This window comes from Pseudomonas sp. MWU16-30323 (genome assembly GCF_020515595.1).
GTDB classification, from domain to species: Bacteria; Pseudomonadota; Gammaproteobacteria; order Pseudomonadales; family Pseudomonadaceae; genus Aquipseudomonas; species Aquipseudomonas yamanorum.
This window is the reverse complement of sequence record NZ_JAIWYM010000001.1, coordinates 122,509-141,757: the sequence shown is the minus strand read 5'-3', so window position 1 is coordinate 141,757 and position 19,249 is coordinate 122,509. Positions and strand designations below refer to the sequence as shown.

Sequence of the window (19,249 nt, the reverse complement as noted above, 5' to 3'; positions counted from 1 at the left end):
AAACGCTGACGCGGCCTACAGGTATTCGACGTTACCGTCGACACTGATCGCTTGGCCGGTGACATTGCGGGCGGCGGGCGAGCAGAGAAACAAGGCCATGGCCGCGACGTCTTCGGCGGTGACCATGCGCTTGAGGGAGATCTTGTTGAGGTATTCCTGGCGCATCTCGGCTTCCGGTACGCCGACCTGCTCGGCACGGGCGCGGATCACGCCGTCCATGCGCGGGCCTTCGACGATGCCGGGCAGCAAGGCATTGACGCGAATGTCGCTTTCGCCCAGCTCCGAGGCCAGGGATTTCATCAGGCCGACGATGGCCCATTTGGTCGCGGCGTACGGCGTGCGCCAGGCGTAGCCGAGTCGCCCGGCGACCGAGGCGATATGCAGCAGATGGCCGTGGGACGATTCCTTGAGCATCGGCACTGCGTGGTGGGCAAAGCGGTATTGCGCCGTCAGGTTGATGTTGATCGTGGCTTGCCACTCGGCATCGCTGATGGCGTCGATACCGCCAGTGGGCCCGGCAATCCCGGCGTTGTTGACCAGCACATCCAGCCCGCCGAATTGCTCGCGCTGCACCTGGAACACCGCCTCGATCTGCGCGGCATCGCTCACGTCGGCACGGGTGGCAACGGTGCCCGGGTACTTGTCGCGAAACGCCGCCAGGGCCGGTTCGCTGATATCACACACATGCACCTTGGCGCCCGCCTCCAGATAGGCCGCCGCCAACACTTCACCGATACCGGCAGCCCCGCCGGAAATCAACACACGTAACCCAGGATAGGGCTGCAGCCGCTGTAGGACACTCATGCACGTTTACCTCCTGAAACAGACGACCGCGAACGGTCGTTCTTGACGAGCAGGCGCGCCAGGGAATCGGCGGCCTGCATGATGTCATCGGTCACGGCAGCGCGGGCGCCAGCGCCATCGCGGGCGGCCAGGGCCTCGACGATGCGCGTATGCGCCTCCATCGAACGCTGCAAGTGAGCTTTATCGGGAGCGACCAGGGCAAAACACGGGCCCATGTGCAGCCAGAAGTTTTCCACGGCGGCCATGGTCAATTCGGCCTGGGCGACGGCATAGATCCGACGGTGAAAGGCGAAGTTGGTCCACAGGTAGCGGGAAACGTCGACCTCGTCGGCGGCCTGTTGCATCTGTTGGCAGAGGTCGGAGATTTCGTCGAGGTCGGCTTTTTCCAGGAGCAACACGGCTTTTTCTGCCAGCAAACCTTCCAGGGCGACCCGCGCATCGCGGATTTCCCGCAGGCGTTCGACCGTCATCATGCGGACCCGCAGACGGGAGGTTTCGGTGACTTCAAAAGCGTTTTCGGCGCTGAGGCGCTGGAGGGCTTCGCGCACCGGCATGGGGCTGGAGCCGAGGGCTTCGGCGAGGCCGCGGATGGTGAGTTTCTGGCCGGGCTGGAAACGACCACTCATCAAGGCTTCGCGAATCTGGCGATAGACCTGGTCTTGCAAGGTGTCGCGGGACACTTGGCGCAAGGTGGGAAGGAGGAGCGGGCCATCTGTCATGAGTCAAAACCTGTGTTGTCGTTCTTATGGCTCCAATATGTGATCACAAATCAAATATGTCAAATAGTTTCCCGTTGACCATGAGTGTGACGCTGACTTAAATGGGCTCTCTCTCAAGCAAGGACCGCTGAACCATGAAATTCGCCTACACCATCGTCTATGTGCCGGACGTCGCTGCCTCCCTGCAGTTCTTCGAAAAAGCCTTCGGTTTGAGTCGTCGTTTCCTGCATGAATCGGGGACGTATGGCGAGTTGGAGACGGGTGGCACCACCCTTTCCTTCGCGGCCCATGAGTTGGGCGAGATCAACTTCAAGGGCGGGCATGTGGAGGCGCATGCCTCACAGCAGCCGCTGGGGATGGAGTTGGGGTTTGTTACTGAAGATGTGTCAAAGGCCCATGCCAGAGCGCTGGCGGCGGGTGCGAAAGAACTTGCTGCGCCGAGCACCAAGCCTTGGGGGCAGGTGGTGTCGTATGTGCGGTGCCCGGATGGCACGCTGGTGGAGTTGTGTACGCCGATTCAGTGAATTTTAGCCAGGTTGAACGTGGCGAGGGAGCTTGCTCCCGCTGGAGTGCGAAGCGCTCCCAAAAATCTTGGGGCCGCTGCGCAGCCCAGCGGGAGCAAGCTCCCTCGCCACAGTGAATTGCCTGCATCAGGGCTTGAGCGGGCGCTCCTGGTCGCGCTCGGACAGTTCGGTGCCATCGTCCGGATGCTTCCAGGTCTGCGGCTTTTCTTCCTCGCGACGCTGCCTGGCGCGCTCCTGCTCCAACTCATCACGTTGCTTGTGTTCGTTGCTCATACCCACCTCCCGTCCGTAAGAATTGGACACAATGGACAAGCATAGATGAGGGAGCGGTTTTGTGTGATCCCAGTCATTGATAACCAAGGCACATCAATCCATGTAAACAACTCACTTATCATTTCTAAATGTGTCAGCCACTATCCGCGGTCTTAAGCGAAACAAGCACTTCAAAAAGAACGCTGGAGACACAAGAACATGCAAAACCCTTCACGACCTGACTCTGCCCGCTCAAAAGTCGGCGCGGTCTTTCGCGTCACCTCCGGCAACTTTCTCGAACAGTTCGACTTCTTTCTGTTCGGCTTCTACGCCACCTATATCGCCGCTGCCTTCTTCCCTGCCGCGAATGAATTTGCGTCATTAATGATGACCTTCGCCGTGTTCGGCGCAGGCTTTTTGATGCGTCCGCTGGGGGCCATCATCCTCGGCGCTTACATCGATGATGTGGGCCGTCGCAAAGGCTTGATCGTGACCCTGGCGATCATGGCCAGCGGCACCCTGCTGATCGTGCTGGTACCGGGCTACCACACCATTGGTTTGTGGGCACCGCTGCTGGTGTTGATGGGCCGACTGTTGCAAGGCTTCTCGGCCGGTGCCGAACTGGGCGGTGTGTCGGTGTACCTGGCCGAAATGGCCACACCGGGCCGCAAGGGCTTCTACACCAGCTGGCAATCGGGTAGCCAGCAGATCTCCATCGTGGTCGCGGCCGCCCTGGGTTATGGCCTGAACCAGTGGATGGAACCGGCCGTGGTTGCCGATTGGGGCTGGCGCATTCCGTTCGCCATCGGCTGCGTGATCATCCCGTTCATCTTCGTCCTGCGCCGCAACCTGCAGGAAACCGAAGAGTTCGCCAACCGCAAGCATCGCCCCACCATGCGCGAAGTGCTGGCCACCCTGGTGAAGAACTGGACCATCGTAATCGGCGGCATGATGATGGTGGCGATGACCACCACTGCCTTCTACCTGATCACCGTGTACGCGCCGACCTTCGGCAAGACCGTGCTTAACCTGACCACCTCCGACGCCCTGCTGGTGACCTTGCTGGTGGCCGTGTCGAACTTCATCTGGCTGCCCATCGGCGGCACCCTCAGTGACCGTTTTGGCCGCAAGCCGGTGCTGATCGCCATGACTGCTTTGACCGTACTGACCGCCTACCCGGCACTTTCCTACGTGGTCAATGCGCCAAGCTTCGCGCACATGCTGGAAACCCTGCTGTGGTTCTCCTTCCTCTACGGCATGTACAACGGCGCGATGATCCCGGCCCTGACCGAAATCATGCCGGTGGAAGTGCGTGTGGCGGGTTTCTCCCTGGCCTACAGCCTGGCGACCGCCATTTTCGGTGGTTTTACCCCAGCGATTTCCACCTGGTTTATCCACGAGACGGGCGACAAGGCATCGCCGGCCTACTGGTTGATGTTTGCCGCGCTGTGCGCCCTGTGCGCGACGTTTGCGCTGTATCGCCGCGCCAGCGCCCGTCTGCAAGTTGCCTGAGGAATCACGCTGATGAAAACCCTATTCAAAACACTGGCGGCACTGGCGATCGGTTCGCTGGGGATGGTCGCCCACGCTGAAGCGCTGAAAGTCATGACCTCCGGCGGCTTCACCGCCGCCTACAAGTTGCTGGGTGCGCAATACGCCACCCAGAGCGGCGACACTCTCGACACCATCCTTGGTCCGTCGATGGGCAAGGCGCCGGAAGCAATTCCCAACCGACTGGCCCGTGGCGAACACGCCGACGTGGTGATCATGGTCGGCTACGCCCTGGACGAACTGATCAAGCAAGGCAAGGTCGACAAGGCCTCCCGCGTTGAACTGGCGGACTCGCGCATCGGCCTGGTGGTCAAGGAAGGCGCAACCAAGCCTTCGATTGCCACCGATGCCGAACTGAAGGCGGTACTGACCAACGCCAAGTCCGTCGCGTACTCGGACAGCGCCAGCGGCGTCTACGTCGAAAAGGAACTGTTCAAGAAACTCGGCATGCCGTCCAAGGGCACCATGATCGAACGCATCCCGGTGGCCTCCCAGGTCGCCAAGGGTGACTACGAGGTGGGCTTGCAGCAGGTGTCCGAACTGCTGCCGATTCCAGGCGTGACCTACGTCGGAAAAATCCCTGAAGACGTGCAGTCCGTCACCCGTTTTGCCGCCGGCATTCCGGTGAACGCCGAACACCCCGAGCAGGCGAAAAAACTCCTGCAATTCCTCGCCTCGCCCCAGGCGCAACCCGTGGTGCAATCCACCGGCCTGGATTCGGTCTCACACTGACCGGAACGGCATCTCCCGCGTCAACCGCTCCAGTTCCAGTGCCGCCGGCGTCAACGTACGCCCGCGGCGCTTGATCAACCCCACGTTGCGCACCACCTCCGGCTCCACCAGCGGCACACTCGTCAGAATCGGGTGCTTGCCGCCTGGCATCGCAATCGACGGCACCATCGCCACCCCCAACCCCGCCTCCACCAGCCCGATCATCGTAGTGACGTGATGGGTCTCGCAGATGCTGGGCTTCTTCACCCGCACCCCGCGCAGGGCCTGGTCGAGCAAGAAGCGATTGCCTGAGGTTTTGTCCACGGTGATGTAGTTGTGCTCGTACGCCTCGGCCCACGTCACACTGGCGCGGTCCGCCAGCGGATGCTCCCGCCGACAGGCCAGCACATACCGCTCCTGCAACAACAGCTCGAACTCCACGCCATCCGCCAGGCTGCCGCTGAAACTCACGCCGAAATCCGCCTCGCCGCTTTCCACCGCCGCACACACCTCGCCCGCACTCGCGTCAAATACTCGCAGACGAATCTTCGGATAGAGCTTGTGGAATTCGGAAATCACATGGGGCATGAAGTAGTACGCCGTGGACGGCACGCAGGCGATGGTGACATCGCCCATGCGGGTCGAGGCGACGTTGCTGATGCCCATCAGGGCGATGTCCAGGTCATCGAGCATGCGCTCGACCTGCGGCAGAAAGGCACGGCCAACCATGGTCAGGCTGACCCGGCGCGTGGTGCGTTCGAAGAGTTTGACGCCGAGGGCAGATTCGAGCTTTTCGATGCGCCGGCTGAGGGCCGGCTGGGAGATACGAATGGCTTCGGCCGCCGCACGGAAACTGCCCTTCTCTACCACGGCACGGAAGGCTTGGAGGTCGTTGAGGTCGAAGTTGATGATCATCGAGTAGGCCGTTGGGTAGTCGCGGGTGACGTCATTATGGGGGACAGCGGCTTGTACCCGCCTGAAAAAAGCAAGGTGATGTTGGGCCCTGTGCTTGATACGGTGGCGGACGCGTGCAAATCCTCTTCACAAATACCTATCGGCAGTCATCAATGGATAAAACAATAAAAAGGGCTCATGCAACCCACTCGCCTTATCGAGCACTCCGATCGGGTTTATGGCTATCGGGCCTGCTGTGCACCGTCACCCTGGGCTTCTTTGCCTGGCAAAGCTTTTACCCGGTCAGCGCCGCCGATGGCTGGAGTGTTCAAGTAGTCCACCGCGATGTGGAAAAGGCCGCATCCCTGATGCCGATGTCCGACGGCTCGCTGATGGTGAGCCAGGAATTGAGCAACGGGCTTGGCAGTATCGTGCGCATCTTGCCCGACGGAAAACGCGAACTGGTGGTAGGCAATCTCTCCAAGCCCGATGGCATGGTCGCCACTCAGGGCGGCTGGGTGTTCAGCCAGGAAGTGGATGGCGCGCCGGTCAGTTTCCTCAAGGACGGCGTCGTCACTGAGCTGTTCAGGGGAGACAGCGTGCAAGGGCTGTGGGACGACGGTGAGTACCTCTACGCCATCGAAGACCGCAAGGTAGCTGCCCGGATCCTGCGCTATCGCTGGAGCGACAAGACACTGAGCGTCGTGCGTGACCAACTCAGCGAAGGCGAGTCGATTGTTCGCTGCACGGATGGGCGCATGCTCTACACAGAAAAGAAGAAGGGCGTGGTGCGAGAGCTGACCAACGACGGCAGCGACCCGGTGGTGCTGGGCCAACTGAACAAACCCACCTTCCTGATGTGCGATGAACGCGGGTTATGGATCAACGAGGATTCCACACACCGCGCGCGTTTGTTGTTGATCGACAAGCAAGGACACCAGCAGACGATTCTGTCTTTCCTGAAGGCGCCACAGTCGATTGTGCGTACGACAAAGGGAACGTACCTGGTGGCCGAAGGGGGTCGTGACCGTATCCTGGAACTGGTGCCGTCCGTGGCACGGGTAGACCCGGTTACAGCTGAAACCGCGCCACCGCCTCGTTGAGCGACACGGCCAAGCGCGCCAGCTCTTGGCTCGACCCGTTGATCTGCCCCGCTCCCGAAGACGATTGCGCGGACAGGTCACGAATATTGACGATGTTGCGGTCCACTTCCTTGGCCACCTGGGCCTGCTCCTCGGCGGCGCTGGCGATGACCAGGTTGCGCTGGTGAATCTGATCGATGGAGTCGGTGATCTGGCTCAATGCGCCACCGGCGCCTTCGGCCAGGATCAAGGTTTCGCTGGCACGCTGGGTGCTCGACTGCATTGAGGTCAGTGCCTCGCTGGAGCCACTGCGCATCGCGGTCACCATCTGGTCGATTTCCAGGGTCGATTGCTGGGTGCGATGGGCCAGCGCACGCACTTCGTCGGCCACCACTGCAAAGCCACGCCCGGACTCACCGGCACGCGCAGCCTCGATGGCGGCGTTCAGGGCCAGCAGGTTGGTCTGCTCGGCGATGGAGCGAATCACATCGAGCACCTTGCCGATGTCCCGCGATTGATCGGCGAGGTTCTGCACCAGATTCGAGGTTTCACCGATGTTGGTGCTCAGCGCCTGAATCGCGCTGACGGTTTCGCCGACGCGCTGCTGGCCATCGCGGGCCGTTTCATTGGAGAGCCGGGTGGATTCGGAGGTGGAAACGGCATTGCGTGCCACCTCATCGGCGGCGGAGGTCATCTCGTTGACCGCCGTGGCGGCTTGCTCGATTTCAGCGGTCTGCTTTTGCAGGCTGCGGTTGCTCTGGTCGGTGATACCGTTGAGGTCGGTGGCCGAGGCCGCCATTTGCCCGGCCGACTGGCGAATCAACTGCAAGGTACCCCGCAGGCTGCCTTGCATGCTCTGCAGTGCCACGAGCAGGCGCGTCACTTCGTCGTCGCCGGTGACTTCAACGGTCTGGGTCAGGTCGCCCCGAGCGACGTTTTCCGCGGCACGCACCGCGTGGCTCAGGGGCCCCACAATGCTGCGCGTCAGCAACCACGCCAGGGCCACGGTGCTCAACGCCGCCAGCAGCACGAAGCCGAAGACCATCGTGCGTGAGCGACTGTACTGCGCCTGCGCGGTCTGGCCCTGCAGGTTGATCTGGGCGTTGTAGTAGTCGGCCAAGGCATTGAGCTGATTGCCGGAACCGTCGACCACAGTTTTCATGTCCACCAACAGCAACTTGTTCAGCTCGGTGGTCTGCTGCTTGTCGGCGAGGATGAATGACTGAGTGAGACCTTGCTGATACTGACGCAGGGAGACCTGGAACTGATCATAAAGGTTGCGTACCTCGGGGGTATCAATCACCGCATTCAGGTCGGCCAGTTTCTTCGTCAGGTCCTGGCTGCGGGTGTCCATCTGGCTACGGTATTGCGAGAGGCTCGCCGGGTTGGGATCAAGGGCCATGCGCAGGGAAATGGTGCGGATGCGCAGCATGATTTCGCGAATGTCCGAGACCAGGCGCATCTTGGGCACCAGGCCACTTTCAACCTGCACGGCGCTTTCGCGGATGCTCGCCATGTTCGAGAGTGCAAAGAACCCCAGCAGCGCCACGAGCAAGGCAATCAAGGCAAAACCGAGACCCGCGCGGCGGGCGATGGACAGGCTGCGGAGCGACATGGCGATTGTTCTCATTATTGGCATACGACATCGTATGACAGAGTTTCGGCCAGCCAGGGCAGGACTTGAGCGCAATTCGTGCAAGTTGCCAGATATAAAATTTCCCACGAAAAAGCCCGCTGGCTTTTAGCTACAGCGGGCTTTGCGGGGCGTCGTTGGCGTTCACGGGTTGGCGGGTTTATCAGCTGCAAATTGACGGTCGAGTACCGAGTCGACCAACGCCTGAGCATTCTCGATCAACTGGGCCAGCCCCATGGTTAATCGATAGTGAATGCTGTCTTGACCATCGGCGCAGCGGTAGGCCGTTTCCAGCGCTGACGACAGGATTTCGGTGGCGTTGGCCAGTGCTTCTTCGGTGCCTACATCCGCACCTACGAGGAAGATTTTGCGTGGTGGGCGCTCGTCGATTTCAGCCGATTCGGGCGCAGGTTCACTCAGGTAATAATCAAGCGCTCTTTGCGCCGCGTCGGACATTTTTCCGTCAGTGAGTTTGTTGTGCGCGCGAGCGCCGAAAGAATCAGGGGGATTGGGGGTGATCTTTTTCATGGTGTAGCTCCTGTATGTAATCGGAGCTGCCATTCCCCTGCTGTCAAACAGGATTGGGTGGCAGCTGTACGCGGGTTGACAGACCGGTATACAGGACCCGGCGCACCCGAAGATGCCCCACGTACAGCCGCCATAAAACGACGCCACAGCTAAAGCAGCCTGTAATCGTATGGAGGTTGTACACCTGTAAATCGGTCTGTCAAAACCGGTCGCCATGGGGGCGACGGGGCGAAGGTTACCGCCGTGCCTCTGGCAGCGCAACCCTGCACTGGCAGCTAAAGAATCAGGCTACAGACATCACTGAAAGGGTGTAACTAGCAAGGCACCTTGCGCCCTCTTGCCTCCTACTGCGATGACTATCTGTTACTAACCGTTATCGGACCTGATGCCCACAGTCGGGCCGAGTGGGGCTCATTTCTGCGCACCGTGCATAGCGATGGGGTAGCGCCTTGGATACTCGGGCGAGTCGTCTATCCCGATAGCGATGATTGAGTGTCGTATTTCTAGGCGGACAACGCCTTCTCGGCACTGCGCGCCATGATCTGCAAATCTTCAAACGGATTTCTGCCAATCAACATGAAGGCGTGAGACGGGCTGGACCAAAACACCACGTTCATGCCCCGGCGCTGTTCGGTGGCCATGGCCACGGCTCCTTTCTTCGCCGCCGTAATGCACAGCGCCAGCGGGCCGTGCCGCGCGTCGAGGTAAGTCAGTTGGCCGATCAGTACGCCGTCATAATCGAGGATTTGTGCACGGCGAAATTCGGCGCCGGGCAGGTGCACTGCATCCGGGCTCAACGGCAGGCCGAGCTGGCTCCCGACCGAACTCAGTTGGGCGATATGGGAGTCGGGGTCAGTGCTGAGGTTTTCCAGGGTCCGGGGCGTGTAGAGCGCCATGTATTCGGCGACCGAGGCACGCCAGCCCGAACCGGGCTCTGGTCGGGGCCAGGTCATGAACAGTCGATCGGCGACCACGCCGGCCACCGCAAAGCTTGCCGCAACCGCGAGAAACCTGCGCCGACTCAGGGTGGGTGTTTGTGCTGCCGGCAAGGCACCGAGCATCGCCTGCAAACGTTCGGCAGGGGCTTGGTCGAGAACCGAATCAAAGGCGGATTTGAACGGTAACTCACCACGCTTGAGCTGCTCCAAGCGGGCGGTCACGGTGGGATCGATGCCCAGCAGGTTATCGATAAGCTGGCGCTGCTGCGGGTCCAACTCGCCGTCCAGATAAGCCACCAGCAGTTCATCCGACGGTGGTGTATTTTGAGTCATCGTCGTTCTCCGCTCGATTTATCCAACAAGCCGCTTGAGTGCGCCGTTTCAGCCAGTTTCAAGCGCGCAGCGGCCAACCGACTCATCACCGTTCCCACGGGAATATGCAGGACTTCGGCAATTTCCTTGTATGAAAGCCCTTCGACGTAGGCCAAAAACACCGTCTCCCGCTGGGCTTCAGGCAACGCATTGACGCGCTTGATCACCTGCGCGGCCAGCACTTGATCCTGGGCCAGGGTTTCGCCGTCAAATGACAACTCCTGCTCGGCATCGACAAACCCCTGCCCTTGCCGTACCCGTTGCGAGCGCAATTCGTTAAGCCAGATCGAATGCATGATCGTCAGCAGCCAACGGTCCAGCCGCGTACCGGCCATGAACTGGCCTGCACGCTCCAACGCCCGCACGCAAGTGGCTTGCACCAGGTCATCCGCCACATGCTTTTGTCGCGACAGCACCAACCCGTATCGCCATAAACGTGGCAATAGCTGGCTCAACTCACGGCGCAACTCAGCGTCTTGGGTGATGGTGATCTCCCGACTGTTCGCTCACGGGTTCAAGCCTGAGGCGCGGCGGCGATGGCTTCGGCCAGGTCTTCGTATTCTTCGCAGGTTGTGCTGCACAAGGCTTTGATTTTCACCAGTTGCTCCTGGGCCAGGTCCACGCGGCCCTTGATGACGTAGGCCTCACCCAGGTACTCACGGACTTGTGCGTAGTTGGGGTCCAGTGCCACGGACTTCAGGTAGTAGCTGATGCCTTCATCGGTGCGCCCCAGTTTACGGGTGGCGTAGCCGCGGTAGTTCAGGGCCTTGGCGGTGTTCGGGTTCTGCAGGGTGTCGAGCAGTGACAGGGCTTCTTCATAACGCCCATCCTTGGCCAGGCGATAGGCGTAGTCGGTGCGGTCGGCGTCCGACGTGGCTTTGCTGGTTTGCAGCACGCACTTGCCGGTCTTGGTATCCCAGACCTGGCCTTTGGGGCAATTGGGTTTGGGTGGCGCCGACTCGTCACCGGAAGCGTGAGCCTGCCCGGCCAGTAATGCGGCGGCCATACAGGCACCGAAGAACAGAGCGGTGCGGTAACCAACGGCGTGTTTGGGACGATTCTTCATGGCGTTCATGCTCCGTAACGATAGGAAAAGTACAGCAGCAAACTCAGTGTTGAAGATCGCCCCGAGGGCCGGGCAGCATGCGGCGCAGCGTGCTGTCGCGCTGGATGTAGTGATGCCACAGCGCGGCGCAGGCATGCAGCCCCGCGAGCACGATGATCGCCCACGCGACGTTGTTGTGCAGGCCACCCAAGGTGCCACGCAACTCGTGATCAATCACAAATGGCGCGGGGACGGGGAACAGGCCGAAAAAGCTGAAAGGCTCGCCTTGGGCCCATCGGAACAAAAAGCCCAGGATCACCTGCGTCAGTAGTAACAGGTATAGACAGCCGTGGGCGATCTTGGCGGCCAGGTTAAGCGCAGGGTGATTGTCGGCCTTGGGGTGATTACCGCCGAACAGACGCCAGAGGATACGTGCAGCGATCAGCACTGCCATGGCGATGCCCAGGGAGATATGGACGGATTGCAGGCCCTTGCGCAGCGGCGTGCCTTTTTCCAGGTTTTCCCAGATATGGGCGCTGGCGAACATGAAGATCACCAACGCGGCGGTCAGCCAGTGGAAGGTGCGGGTCAGGCGGTCGTAGCGGTCGGCGGGGCTGTTCATGGGCGTTTCCTGGGGGGGCTGTGTGGTGAACACCGCAGCAGGAAAACTTATTCAGAGGGAGAGTAAAATTCACAGATTAGACCTGTTTATTTTCCAACCCCGCATCCTTGGTCAAGATATGCGAACTAAATGCTAGAAACTCCCCCAGGTGTTTTGTGATGATCGCTACGGTAATCGGCAGTTGAAGCGTCTGGTACTCGTGAACAGCAATGTTACGGAACCCGACCATGTTTTTCAGGTTGGTCAGCAACGCAGGATTGACCCAACCGCCCTGGCATAACAACTCAAACACGTCACGAGCGCCTTGTGGAACGCCCAGGCGCTCACGACGAATCAAGTGCTGGCCCATGTCCAGCGCTGCCTCACAGGCACGCTGAATATTCAAAATCGCCGCATCCTGGCGCGTGAAATCTGTGGCGAAGCTGGTGGGATCTTTATCGTATTCCTGACGGGCGCGCGCAACGTACCGCTCAATGCTGGCTGCTTTATTGATGAGAACATCATCGACCATAAACTTTCCCTTCCTTCTGGATATCCGCCAACAACTCAGCCCTTGCCGTGTCCAGCGCGGTTTTTTCGCTCAGGACGTAGCTCTCGAATAGACCCGCCTGGACGTTCCCGGACCAGAGCCGACGCCCAGTGGTCAATACTTGGTATTGCATTACTGTTGAGGCTGCGCGCAAATCAAGCAAGTCGACTGGAACTCCAACTATATCGGCCAACTCCCCGGAGAGCTGCCATAGCAATAAAGGCTCGACCACTCCCGCAGAAAGGACCGCAACATCCAGATCACTCTCACTACCTGCCTCACCCGTCACTTGGCTACCGAACACATACACAGCCAATAGTTCGGGAACTTCAGCCTGCAAACGCGCCAGTACTTTTTTAAAATTCATGACTGATGTCCGAAGCGCCAATTAACGAAGACCGTAGCAGAATTCATTATGCAGTTTCTGACTGAAAGCAAAAAACCCCCGACAACATTGAAGTTATCGGGGGTTTTTCATTTTTCAATAATGGCGGAGAGATAGGGATTCGAACCCTAGGTACCGGTGAAGGTACAACGGATTTCGAATCCGTCCCATTCGGCCACTCTGGCATCTCTCCAACGGCGCGCATCATAACAGCCTGTTTCCTGGAAGCAAAGCGCCAAAGCGATTTTTTTCCGTGCTATCAGATGCTTGCGTCGATTACAGCGGTACGCCGAGACGGTTGGCGACTTCTTCGTAAGCTTCGATGACGTCACCGAGGCCCTGACGGAAGCGGTCTTTGTCCATCTTCTTGCGGGTGTCCTTGTCCCACAGGCGGCAGCCGTCCGGGCTGAATTCGTCGCCCAGGACGATGGAGCCGTCGTGGAACACACCGAATTCCAGTTTGAAGTCCACCAGCAGCAGGCCGGCGTCGTCGAACAGTTTGCTCAGGACGTCGTTGACCTTCAGCGACAGTTCTTTCATGCGCGCCAGTTGTTCAGCGGTGCCCCAACCGAATGCCACGACGTGGGATTCGTTGATGAACGGGTCGCCCTTGGCGTCGTCTTTCAGGAACAGTTCGAAGGTGTAAGGGTTGAGCTTGAGGCCCTCTTCCACGCCCAAACGCTTCACCAGGCTACCGGCCGCGTAGTTACGCACGACGCACTCGACCGGGATCATGTCGAGTTTTTTCACCAGGCATTCGTTGTCGCCCAGCAGTTTGTCGAATTGGGTCGGAATGCCGGCCGCTTCGAGTTTCTGCATGATGAAGGCGTTGAACTTGTTGTTCACCATGCCTTTGCGGTCGAGCTGTTCGATGCGCTTGCCGTCGAACGCCGAGGTGTCGTTGCGAAACAGCAGGATCAAGCGGTTGGCGTCGTCGGTCTTGTAAACCGATTTGGCTTTGCCGCGGTAGAGTTCTTCACGTTTTTCCATGATGGGCTCCGCTTGCTAAGTAGGTGGGCTAGGCGATGTGTCGCCAGTCGAGCCCTGAATCTTGATCGGCCAGTTGCAGCCAGTCCGGGTCGCACCCAAGGGTGTCGACAAAACATTGCCGGGCCAGCTGCGGCAGGTTGTTCTTGCTGCTCAGGTGGGCCAGGACCAGGTGTTGCAGGTCTTGCCAGCCCAACTCATACACCAGGTACGCCGCCTGGTGGTTGTTCAAATGTCCAAACTGCCCGCCGACCCGCTGCTTGAGAAAGGCCGGGTAGTGACCCCGTGCAAGCAGGTCACGGCAGTGGTTCGACTCGATCATCAATGCGTCGAGGTCGCGATAACCGTCCAGCACCTTGGCGCAGTAGGAACCCAGGTCGGTGAGCAGGCCGAAGCGCCGTTCACCATCACTGAATACGTATTGCGTCGGTTCCTGGGCATCGTGGGCCACTTCAATCACAGCGATACTCAAGGCACCGATCTGCAATTGGTCGCCACCGGCCAGCAAACCTGCGGGTTCGATCGGTTTGCGCATCCCGCGCAAGGTACCGCGACTCAGGTACACCGGAAGATTGTAGCGCCGAGACAGCAAACCCACGCCATGCACGTGGTCGGCATGTTCGTGGGTCACCAGAATCGCGCTCAGCTGCGCGGGGTGAACCCCCAGGCGCAGCAGGCGCCGCTCGGTTTCCCGCAGGGAGAAACCACAATCCACCAGGACGTACGTGTCGTCGTGGGCTACAAGCGTGCCGTTCCCTTGGCTACCGCTGCCGAGAACGGCAAAACGCATCGGATCAGCCCAGGTTGTCCTGAATCACGCCCAACACTTTGCGCGCCACTTCTGCCGGCGCCACGGTGTTGATGTTTTTCTCGACGGTGACTTGCACGGTTTCGCCTACCTTGCTCAAACGAACCTGGTAACGCTCGGCTCGGGTCTCGACTTCTTCCTTGGTCGGCTTGCTGCCGAACAGCTTGCTGAAGAAACCTGGCTCTTCGTCTTTCTTCTCGGCTTTTTCAGCCAAGTTGATGTAGTACAGGCCCAGGCTGCGGTTGATGTCTTCAACCCGCCATTCGCCATGCTCCAGCGCGCGGCCGACACTCGACCAGGCGCGATCCAGGTCTTCACCCAGGTTGAGCACAACGTTACCGCTGCCGTCTTCGCTGAGGCTGACGCGGCTAGGTGTGTCGAAGCTACCGGCGGCGAGCAGGGAGACGGAACCGCCCTTCTCGGAGATTCGGCTCATGCTGGCGAGCATTTCGTCGACCAGGGCAGCGTCCACGCCGGTGTTGACCGAACGTGGGGTGAAGTCGACGTTGGCAGTGCTGCCGGCAGGACGCTCGGCGCTTACCACATAGACTTCACTGGTGTTGCGCTGCACGCCTGGCTCGATGCGCACGCGGATACGGGCTTCGCTGTCATTGGCTACGCCGCCGGCTTGCAGGCGCTTGGCCATGGACGCCGACAGTTCGCTGGTGTGCTGCCACGCGGTGGTGAATTCACCGGTCTGCGGGCGTTGCTCATCGATACGGAAACCGTTGTCCTGGAAGAACTGGACGGCCACCGGCCAGACTTCGGCAGGTGGGCGCTGGGCCATGACCCAACGGGTGTCGCCGCTCTTCTGCAGGCTGTAGTCGCTGGCCTCGGCCACGGCCGACAGCGGCTGTGGACGCGGCACTTCGTATTCACCCTTGAAGGTGTCGTCGGCCACGTTGCGCGGAATCGGCAGCAACGGGTCAAGGCGCTTGGCGACATTGACGTCCGGCGGCAATTTCATCGGGGCAGTTTGTTGGGCTTCCAGGTAATCGCTACCGCGGTCGCGGAAGTAGCCTTCCGGGCCCCAGATCCAACCGCAGCCACTGGTGCTGGAGATAATCAAGGCAAGTGCGGAAAGTCCGGCCAATCGCTTCATGCGTAGTGCTTCCTCAATTAAACCAGGACGCCGGACTGGCGCAGGGCCTGTCGCAGCGGTTCGTGACAGGCTTCGCTGAGCCAGGTGAGCGGCAGACGGATACCGTCCGGCATCAGGCCCATCTCATGCAGCGCCCATTTCACGGGGATAGGGTTGGATTCGATAAACAGGGTTTTGTTGAGCGGTGCCAGTTGTTCGTGGATCGCCCGGGCCTTGACCGCATCACCGGCAATGGCTGCGGCACACAGCTCGCTCATGGCGCGCGGTGCGACGTTGGCAGTCACCGAGATGTTGCCTTTGCCGCCCAGCAGGATCAGTTCGACGGCAGTGGCGTCGTCACCGGAATACACCAGGAAGTCGCTGCTGACGCCGGCCAGGATGTCCTTGGCGCGTTGCAGGTCACCGGTGGCTTCCTTGATACCAATGATGTTCGGAACGGTGGACAGGCGGATCACGGTCTCGGCCTTCATGTCGCAGGCGGTGCGACCCGGCACGTTGTAGAGGATCTGCGGGATGTCGACCGCTTCGGCAATAGCGCGGAAGTGCAGGTACAGGCCTTCCTGGGTCGGCTTGTTGTAGTACGGGGTCACCAGCAGGCAGGCATCGGCGCCGGCTTTCTTGGCGTTGCGGGTCAATTCGATCGCTTCGCGGGTCGAGTTGGCGCCCGTGCCGGCGATGACGGCAATACGCCCTGCAACACGCTTGACCACGAATTCGATCACTTCGATGTGTTCTTCCACATCCAGTGTGGCCGATTCACCTGTGGTGCCGACCGCCACGATGGCGTTGGTGCCCTCTTGCAGGTGGAAGTCCACCAGTTTGCCCAGGCTGTCCCAGTCGAGATTACCTTGTGCATCCATGGGTGTGACCAGTGCCACCATACTGCCCGCAATCATGCAACCGCTCCTGCCGGAAAAAGAGAGCGGTAATGGTACTGGCGCCAAGATGCTTGTACAAGCGAAGTACCGCCTGAGGATGCGTTCTGGATCAACTTAGTTCGCGGCAACGCCATCATTCGGCCAAAGCGGGGTTTGATGAAGCTGATTACGTAATGAAAACGCCACCTCCTAGCCCTTGGCGATGGTTTTCGCTACCCTTGATCCTTTGATTGATACCGCTTGCATCGTATCGACCGCTCATCGCTTTAGGAAGGCTGCATGTCCACCCCCACAGTCCGCGAACAATTCCTTGTCATCAGTGCCCTTGGCGCCAACCCCATGGAGCTGACTAACGTCCTGTGCCGCGCCAGCCATGAAAACCGCTGCGCCGTCGTGACCTCCCGCCTGACCCGCCATGGCGAGTGCAGTGCGCTGGTCCTGCAGATTTCCGGAACCTGGGACGCTCTGGCCCGCCTTGAAACCGGCCTGCCGGGTTTGGCGAAGAAGCATGACTTCACGGTCAACGTGGTGCGCAGCGCCGCCTTGGAAAACCGTCCCCAGGCCCTGCCTTATGTTGCCTATGTCAGTTCGGCCTACCGCTCGGACATCGTCAACGAGCTGTGCCAGTTCTTTATCGACCATAACGTCGAACTGGAAAACCTGACCTGCGACACCTATCAGGCTCCACAGACCGGCGGCACCATGCTCAACGCTACCTTTACCGTGACCTTGCCGGCCGGCGTGCAGATCAGCTGGCTGCGCGACCAGTTCCTGGATTTCGCCGATGCCCTGAACCTCGACGCACTGATCGAGCCATGGCGCCCACAGAACCCAATGTAAGGAAGTTTTCATGGCAGTAGTCATCGACAAACCGGTAGCCGATTTCGAAGCCCAGGCCACCAGCGGGCAGACCTTCAGCCTTGCCGAGCTCAAGGGCAAGCAAGTGGTGATCTACTTCTACCCCAAAGACAGCACCCCGGGCTGCACCACTGAAGGCCAGGGCTTCCGTGACCAGCACGCAGCGTTCAAGGCGGCCAACACCGAAGTGTTTGGCGTGTCCCGGGACAGCGTGAAGTCCCACGAGAACTTCAAGGCCAAGCAGGAATTCCCCTTTGAGCTGATCAGCGACAAGGACGAAGCGGTTTGCCAGCTGTTTGATGTGATCAAGTTGAAGAAGCTGTATGGCAAGGAATATTTGGGCGTTGATCGCAGCACGTTTCTGATCGACAAGGATGGTGTGCTGCGTCAGGAATGGCGTGGTGTGAAAGTGCCAGGCCATGTGGATGCCGTGCTGGCAGCGGCGCAGGCCCTGAACAAGGCTTGACTCACTTGCTGGCTTTGAAATAGCTATCGCAGGCAAGCCAGCTCCCACATGTGATCAGTGTTCGACAGGACAACTCAGTCAATGTGGGAGCCGGGCTTGCCCGCGATGAGGCCTGCACCGGCACCACAACTCTCAGAGTAACGGCGCTACAACAGGCTCCTGCCGAGGCCAGGCATCCAGCACCGCCTTGAACAGTGTCGCCAGGGGGATCGCAAAGAACACCCCCCAGAAGCCCCACAACCCGCCAAACAACAACACCGCACAGATGATCGCCACCGGATGCAGGTTCACCGCCTCGGAGAACAGCAGCGGCACCAGCACGTTGCCGTCCAGCACCTGGATGATGCCGTACACCGCCATCAGGTAGATGAACTGATCACTCCAGCCCCACTGGAACAGCGCGATCAACATCACCGGCACTGTCACCACCACCGCGCCGACGTATGGCACCACCACTGAAACACCCACCAGCAGCGCCAACAGGGCAGCGTAGTTCAGGCCCAGTGCGACAAAGCCGATGTAGGTGACGCCACCGCAGATAAAGATCTCGATGACCTTGCCACGGATGTAGTTGGCTATCTGCCGGTTCATTTCTTCGGCGACCCGGGTAATCAGCGCGCGCTCACGGGGAAGATAGCCACGCACCCAACGACCGATCATCTCGCGGTCCTTGAGGAAGAAAAACACCAGGATCGGCACCAGTACCAGGTAAATCATGATGTTGACCAGCAACGGCAAGCTCGAAAGAGAAAAGGTCAGTGCCCATTGTCCGAACTTTCCGATTTCACCGCGGGCTACTTCAATGGCCTGCAATACCTGCTCGTCCGACACCAGATGCGGATAACGCTCGGGCAACAGCAGCAGCAATGACTGCCACTTGGCGAGCATGCCCGGTAGTTCGTTGAACAAGGTGATCAACTGATGCCACAACAAAGGCACTACGATCACGATAAACACCAGCAACAGCCCCATGAACAAGGCAAACACCAGGCCCACCGCCGCCCCGCCCGGCAATCGCAAACGCTCCAGGATGGAGACCAGGCCTTGCATCAGGTACGCCAGCACCATCCCTGCCAATACCGGCGCCAGCATGCCGCCCAAGGTGAGCACGGCCGTAAAGGCAAGAAACAGCAGGACGGCCAGCACCACGGCTTCTTCATCGGAAAAGTAGCGCTGAATCCAGTCACGCAACACTTTGAACATCAATAAACCTCAGGCGATAAGGACAGCATATTCACGCGATTCAGGCCTTGCGCAACCAGTAACGATAGACGCCTGCTTCGTCTTCTTCACGCAGCAAGGTGTGGCCGGCCAGCTTGGCAAACGTACGGAAATCCCGCTGGGAGCCCGCGTCCGTGGCGATCACCTTGAGCACCGCGCCGCTGGCCAGTCGATTGAGTTCCAGCTTGGCCTTGAGCAATGGCAGCGGGCAGTTAAGGCCACTGGCATCCAGTTCGGCATCGAAGGCTACAGCGTCAGTCATGGTTTAACTCCGGGTGGGCATCGGGGGCGCTTAGAATATCTGGTCCGAAGCTCAGTGTCCGGCTACAGTAAGCTCTTT

Annotated in this window: 24 protein-coding genes and 1 tRNA gene; 6 read left to right on the top strand and 19 right to left on the bottom strand. The window is 59.8% G+C overall.

The window, feature by feature from the left end:
- Positions 1 to 15: 15 nt before the first annotated feature.
- Together LIY45_RS00700 and LIY45_RS00695 are read right to left on the bottom strand one after the other, a co-directional pair.
- A complete protein-coding gene (locus LIY45_RS00700) occupies positions 16 to 804 on the bottom strand; it encodes an SDR family oxidoreductase (protein WP_017479221.1) in 789 nt (262 codons plus the stop codon).
- A complete protein-coding gene (locus LIY45_RS00695) occupies positions 801 to 1,523 on the bottom strand; it encodes a GntR family transcriptional regulator (RefSeq protein WP_003211913.1) in 723 nt (240 codons plus the stop codon). Before LIY45_RS00695 ends, LIY45_RS00700 begins: the two co-directional genes overlap by 4 nt.
- 134 nt (positions 1,524 to 1,657) lie before the next feature.
- Here LIY45_RS00695 and LIY45_RS00690 point away from each other — a divergent pair, with 134 nt between their 5' ends.
- Positions 1,658 to 2,047 carry a VOC family protein gene (locus LIY45_RS00690; protein WP_017479222.1) on the top strand — a complete coding sequence of 130 codons (390 nt, stop codon included), beginning with the start codon at positions 1,658 to 1,660 and terminating at the stop codon, positions 2,045 to 2,047.
- Between the two features lie 126 nt (positions 2,048 to 2,173).
- On the opposite strand, the gene LIY45_RS00685 is transcribed toward LIY45_RS00690, so the two are convergent.
- Positions 2,174 to 2,320: a hypothetical protein gene (locus LIY45_RS00685; protein ID WP_017479223.1), complete on the bottom strand. Its 147-nt coding sequence runs from the start codon at positions 2,318 to 2,320 to the stop codon at positions 2,174 to 2,176.
- A gap of 198 nt (positions 2,321 to 2,518) precedes the next feature.
- Here LIY45_RS00685 and LIY45_RS00680 point away from each other — a divergent pair, with 198 nt between their 5' ends.
- Positions 2,519 to 3,811: an MFS transporter gene (locus tag LIY45_RS00680; RefSeq protein WP_017479224.1), complete on the top strand. Its 1,293-nt coding sequence runs from the start codon at positions 2,519 to 2,521 to the stop codon at positions 3,809 to 3,811.
- Between the two features lie 12 nt (positions 3,812 to 3,823).
- Positions 3,824 to 4,582 (top strand): substrate-binding domain-containing protein, encoded by a 759-nt coding sequence (locus tag LIY45_RS00675; RefSeq protein WP_226474991.1) that lies wholly within the window; start codon positions 3,824 to 3,826, stop codon positions 4,580 to 4,582.
- On the opposite strand, the gene LIY45_RS00670 is transcribed toward LIY45_RS00675, so the two are convergent.
- Positions 4,574 to 5,476: a LysR family transcriptional regulator gene (locus tag LIY45_RS00670; protein WP_017479226.1), complete on the bottom strand. Its 903-nt coding sequence runs from the start codon at positions 5,474 to 5,476 to the stop codon at positions 4,574 to 4,576. The genes LIY45_RS00675 and LIY45_RS00670 overlap by 9 nt on opposite strands.
- Positions 5,477 to 5,706: 230 nt before the next feature.
- On the opposite strand from LIY45_RS00670, the gene LIY45_RS00665 reads away from it, so the two are divergent.
- Entirely contained in the window at positions 5,707 to 6,558 is an 852-nt protein-coding gene (locus tag LIY45_RS00665; protein ID WP_226475256.1) for a hypothetical protein, read from the top strand.
- Here the strand turns inward: LIY45_RS00665 and LIY45_RS00660 are convergent.
- From LIY45_RS00660 to dapA, 13 genes are all read right to left on the bottom strand, one after another.
- Positions 6,527 to 8,152 (bottom strand): methyl-accepting chemotaxis protein, encoded by a 1,626-nt coding sequence (locus tag LIY45_RS00660; RefSeq protein WP_017479228.1) that lies wholly within the window; start codon positions 8,150 to 8,152, stop codon positions 6,527 to 6,529. The two genes, LIY45_RS00665 and LIY45_RS00660, sit on opposite strands and share 32 nt — an antisense overlap.
- 162 nt (positions 8,153 to 8,314) lie before the next feature.
- Positions 8,315 to 8,698, bottom strand: coding sequence for a DUF3077 domain-containing protein (locus tag LIY45_RS00655; RefSeq protein ID WP_226474990.1), 384 nt, complete (start codon positions 8,696 to 8,698; stop codon positions 8,315 to 8,317).
- Between the two features lie 503 nt (positions 8,699 to 9,201).
- Positions 9,202 to 9,969, bottom strand: coding sequence for a transcriptional regulator (locus LIY45_RS00650; RefSeq protein WP_226474989.1), 768 nt, complete (start codon positions 9,967 to 9,969; stop codon positions 9,202 to 9,204).
- Positions 9,966 to 10,463, bottom strand: coding sequence for an RNA polymerase sigma factor (locus LIY45_RS00645; protein WP_226475255.1), 498 nt, complete (start codon positions 10,461 to 10,463; stop codon positions 9,966 to 9,968). The genes LIY45_RS00650 and LIY45_RS00645 overlap by 4 nt, the downstream gene beginning before the upstream one ends.
- A 59-nt stretch (positions 10,464 to 10,522) precedes the next feature.
- Positions 10,523 to 11,074, bottom strand: a complete 552-nt coding sequence (locus tag LIY45_RS00640) for a tetratricopeptide repeat protein (RefSeq protein WP_226474988.1) — start codon at positions 11,072 to 11,074, stop codon at positions 10,523 to 10,525.
- Positions 11,075 to 11,117: 43 nt separating this feature from the next.
- On the bottom strand, positions 11,118 to 11,675 hold the full coding sequence (locus LIY45_RS00635) for a cytochrome b (RefSeq protein WP_226474987.1): 558 nt from the start codon (positions 11,673 to 11,675) through the stop codon (positions 11,118 to 11,120).
- A 76-nt stretch (positions 11,676 to 11,751) separates the two neighbouring features.
- A complete protein-coding gene (locus LIY45_RS00630) occupies positions 11,752 to 12,186 on the bottom strand; it encodes a DUF86 domain-containing protein (protein ID WP_177068335.1) in 435 nt (144 codons plus the stop codon).
- Entirely contained in the window at positions 12,176 to 12,571 is a 396-nt protein-coding gene (locus LIY45_RS00625; protein ID WP_017479235.1) for a nucleotidyltransferase domain-containing protein, read from the bottom strand. The genes LIY45_RS00630 and LIY45_RS00625 overlap by 11 nt, the downstream gene beginning before the upstream one ends.
- A gap of 121 nt (positions 12,572 to 12,692) precedes the next feature.
- Positions 12,693 to 12,782 (bottom strand) — tRNA-Ser (locus LIY45_RS00620).
- Between the two features lie 83 nt (positions 12,783 to 12,865).
- On the bottom strand, positions 12,866 to 13,579 hold the full coding sequence (gene purC, locus LIY45_RS00615; protein WP_003211975.1) for a phosphoribosylaminoimidazolesuccinocarboxamide synthase: 714 nt from the start codon (positions 13,577 to 13,579) through the stop codon (positions 12,866 to 12,868).
- A gap of 28 nt (positions 13,580 to 13,607) precedes the next feature.
- Positions 13,608 to 14,366: an MBL fold metallo-hydrolase gene (locus tag LIY45_RS00610; RefSeq protein WP_226474986.1), complete on the bottom strand. Its 759-nt coding sequence runs from the start codon at positions 14,364 to 14,366 to the stop codon at positions 13,608 to 13,610.
- A 4-nt stretch (positions 14,367 to 14,370) separates the two neighbouring features.
- The gene (gene bamC, locus LIY45_RS00605; protein WP_226474985.1) at positions 14,371 to 15,486 is read right to left on the bottom strand and encodes an outer membrane protein assembly factor BamC; all 1,116 of its coding nucleotides are present in this window, start codon (positions 15,484 to 15,486) and stop codon (positions 14,371 to 14,373) included.
- Positions 15,487 to 15,503: 17 nt separating this feature from the next.
- A complete protein-coding gene (gene dapA, locus LIY45_RS00600; protein WP_010176584.1) occupies positions 15,504 to 16,382 on the bottom strand; it encodes a 4-hydroxy-tetrahydrodipicolinate synthase in 879 nt (292 codons plus the stop codon).
- Between the two features lie 261 nt (positions 16,383 to 16,643).
- On the opposite strand from dapA, the gene LIY45_RS00595 reads away from it, so the two are divergent.
- Together LIY45_RS00595 and LIY45_RS00590 are read left to right on the top strand one after the other, a co-directional pair.
- Positions 16,644 to 17,204, top strand: coding sequence for a glycine cleavage system protein R (locus tag LIY45_RS00595; protein ID WP_003172487.1), 561 nt, complete (start codon positions 16,644 to 16,646; stop codon positions 17,202 to 17,204).
- Positions 17,205 to 17,214: 10 nt separating this feature from the next.
- Positions 17,215 to 17,688 (top strand): peroxiredoxin, encoded by a 474-nt coding sequence (locus LIY45_RS00590; RefSeq protein WP_226474984.1) that lies wholly within the window; start codon positions 17,215 to 17,217, stop codon positions 17,686 to 17,688.
- A gap of 132 nt (positions 17,689 to 17,820) precedes the next feature.
- Here LIY45_RS00590 and LIY45_RS00585 read toward each other — a convergent pair whose 3' ends face one another.
- Together LIY45_RS00585 and LIY45_RS00580 are read right to left on the bottom strand one after the other, a co-directional pair.
- Positions 17,821 to 18,891, bottom strand: coding sequence for an AI-2E family transporter (locus LIY45_RS00585; protein WP_003211986.1), 1,071 nt, complete (start codon positions 18,889 to 18,891; stop codon positions 17,821 to 17,823).
- A gap of 40 nt (positions 18,892 to 18,931) precedes the next feature.
- Entirely contained in the window at positions 18,932 to 19,171 is a 240-nt protein-coding gene (locus tag LIY45_RS00580; RefSeq protein WP_154745394.1) for a sulfurtransferase TusA family protein, read from the bottom strand.
- Positions 19,172 to 19,249: the final 78 nt, after the last annotated feature.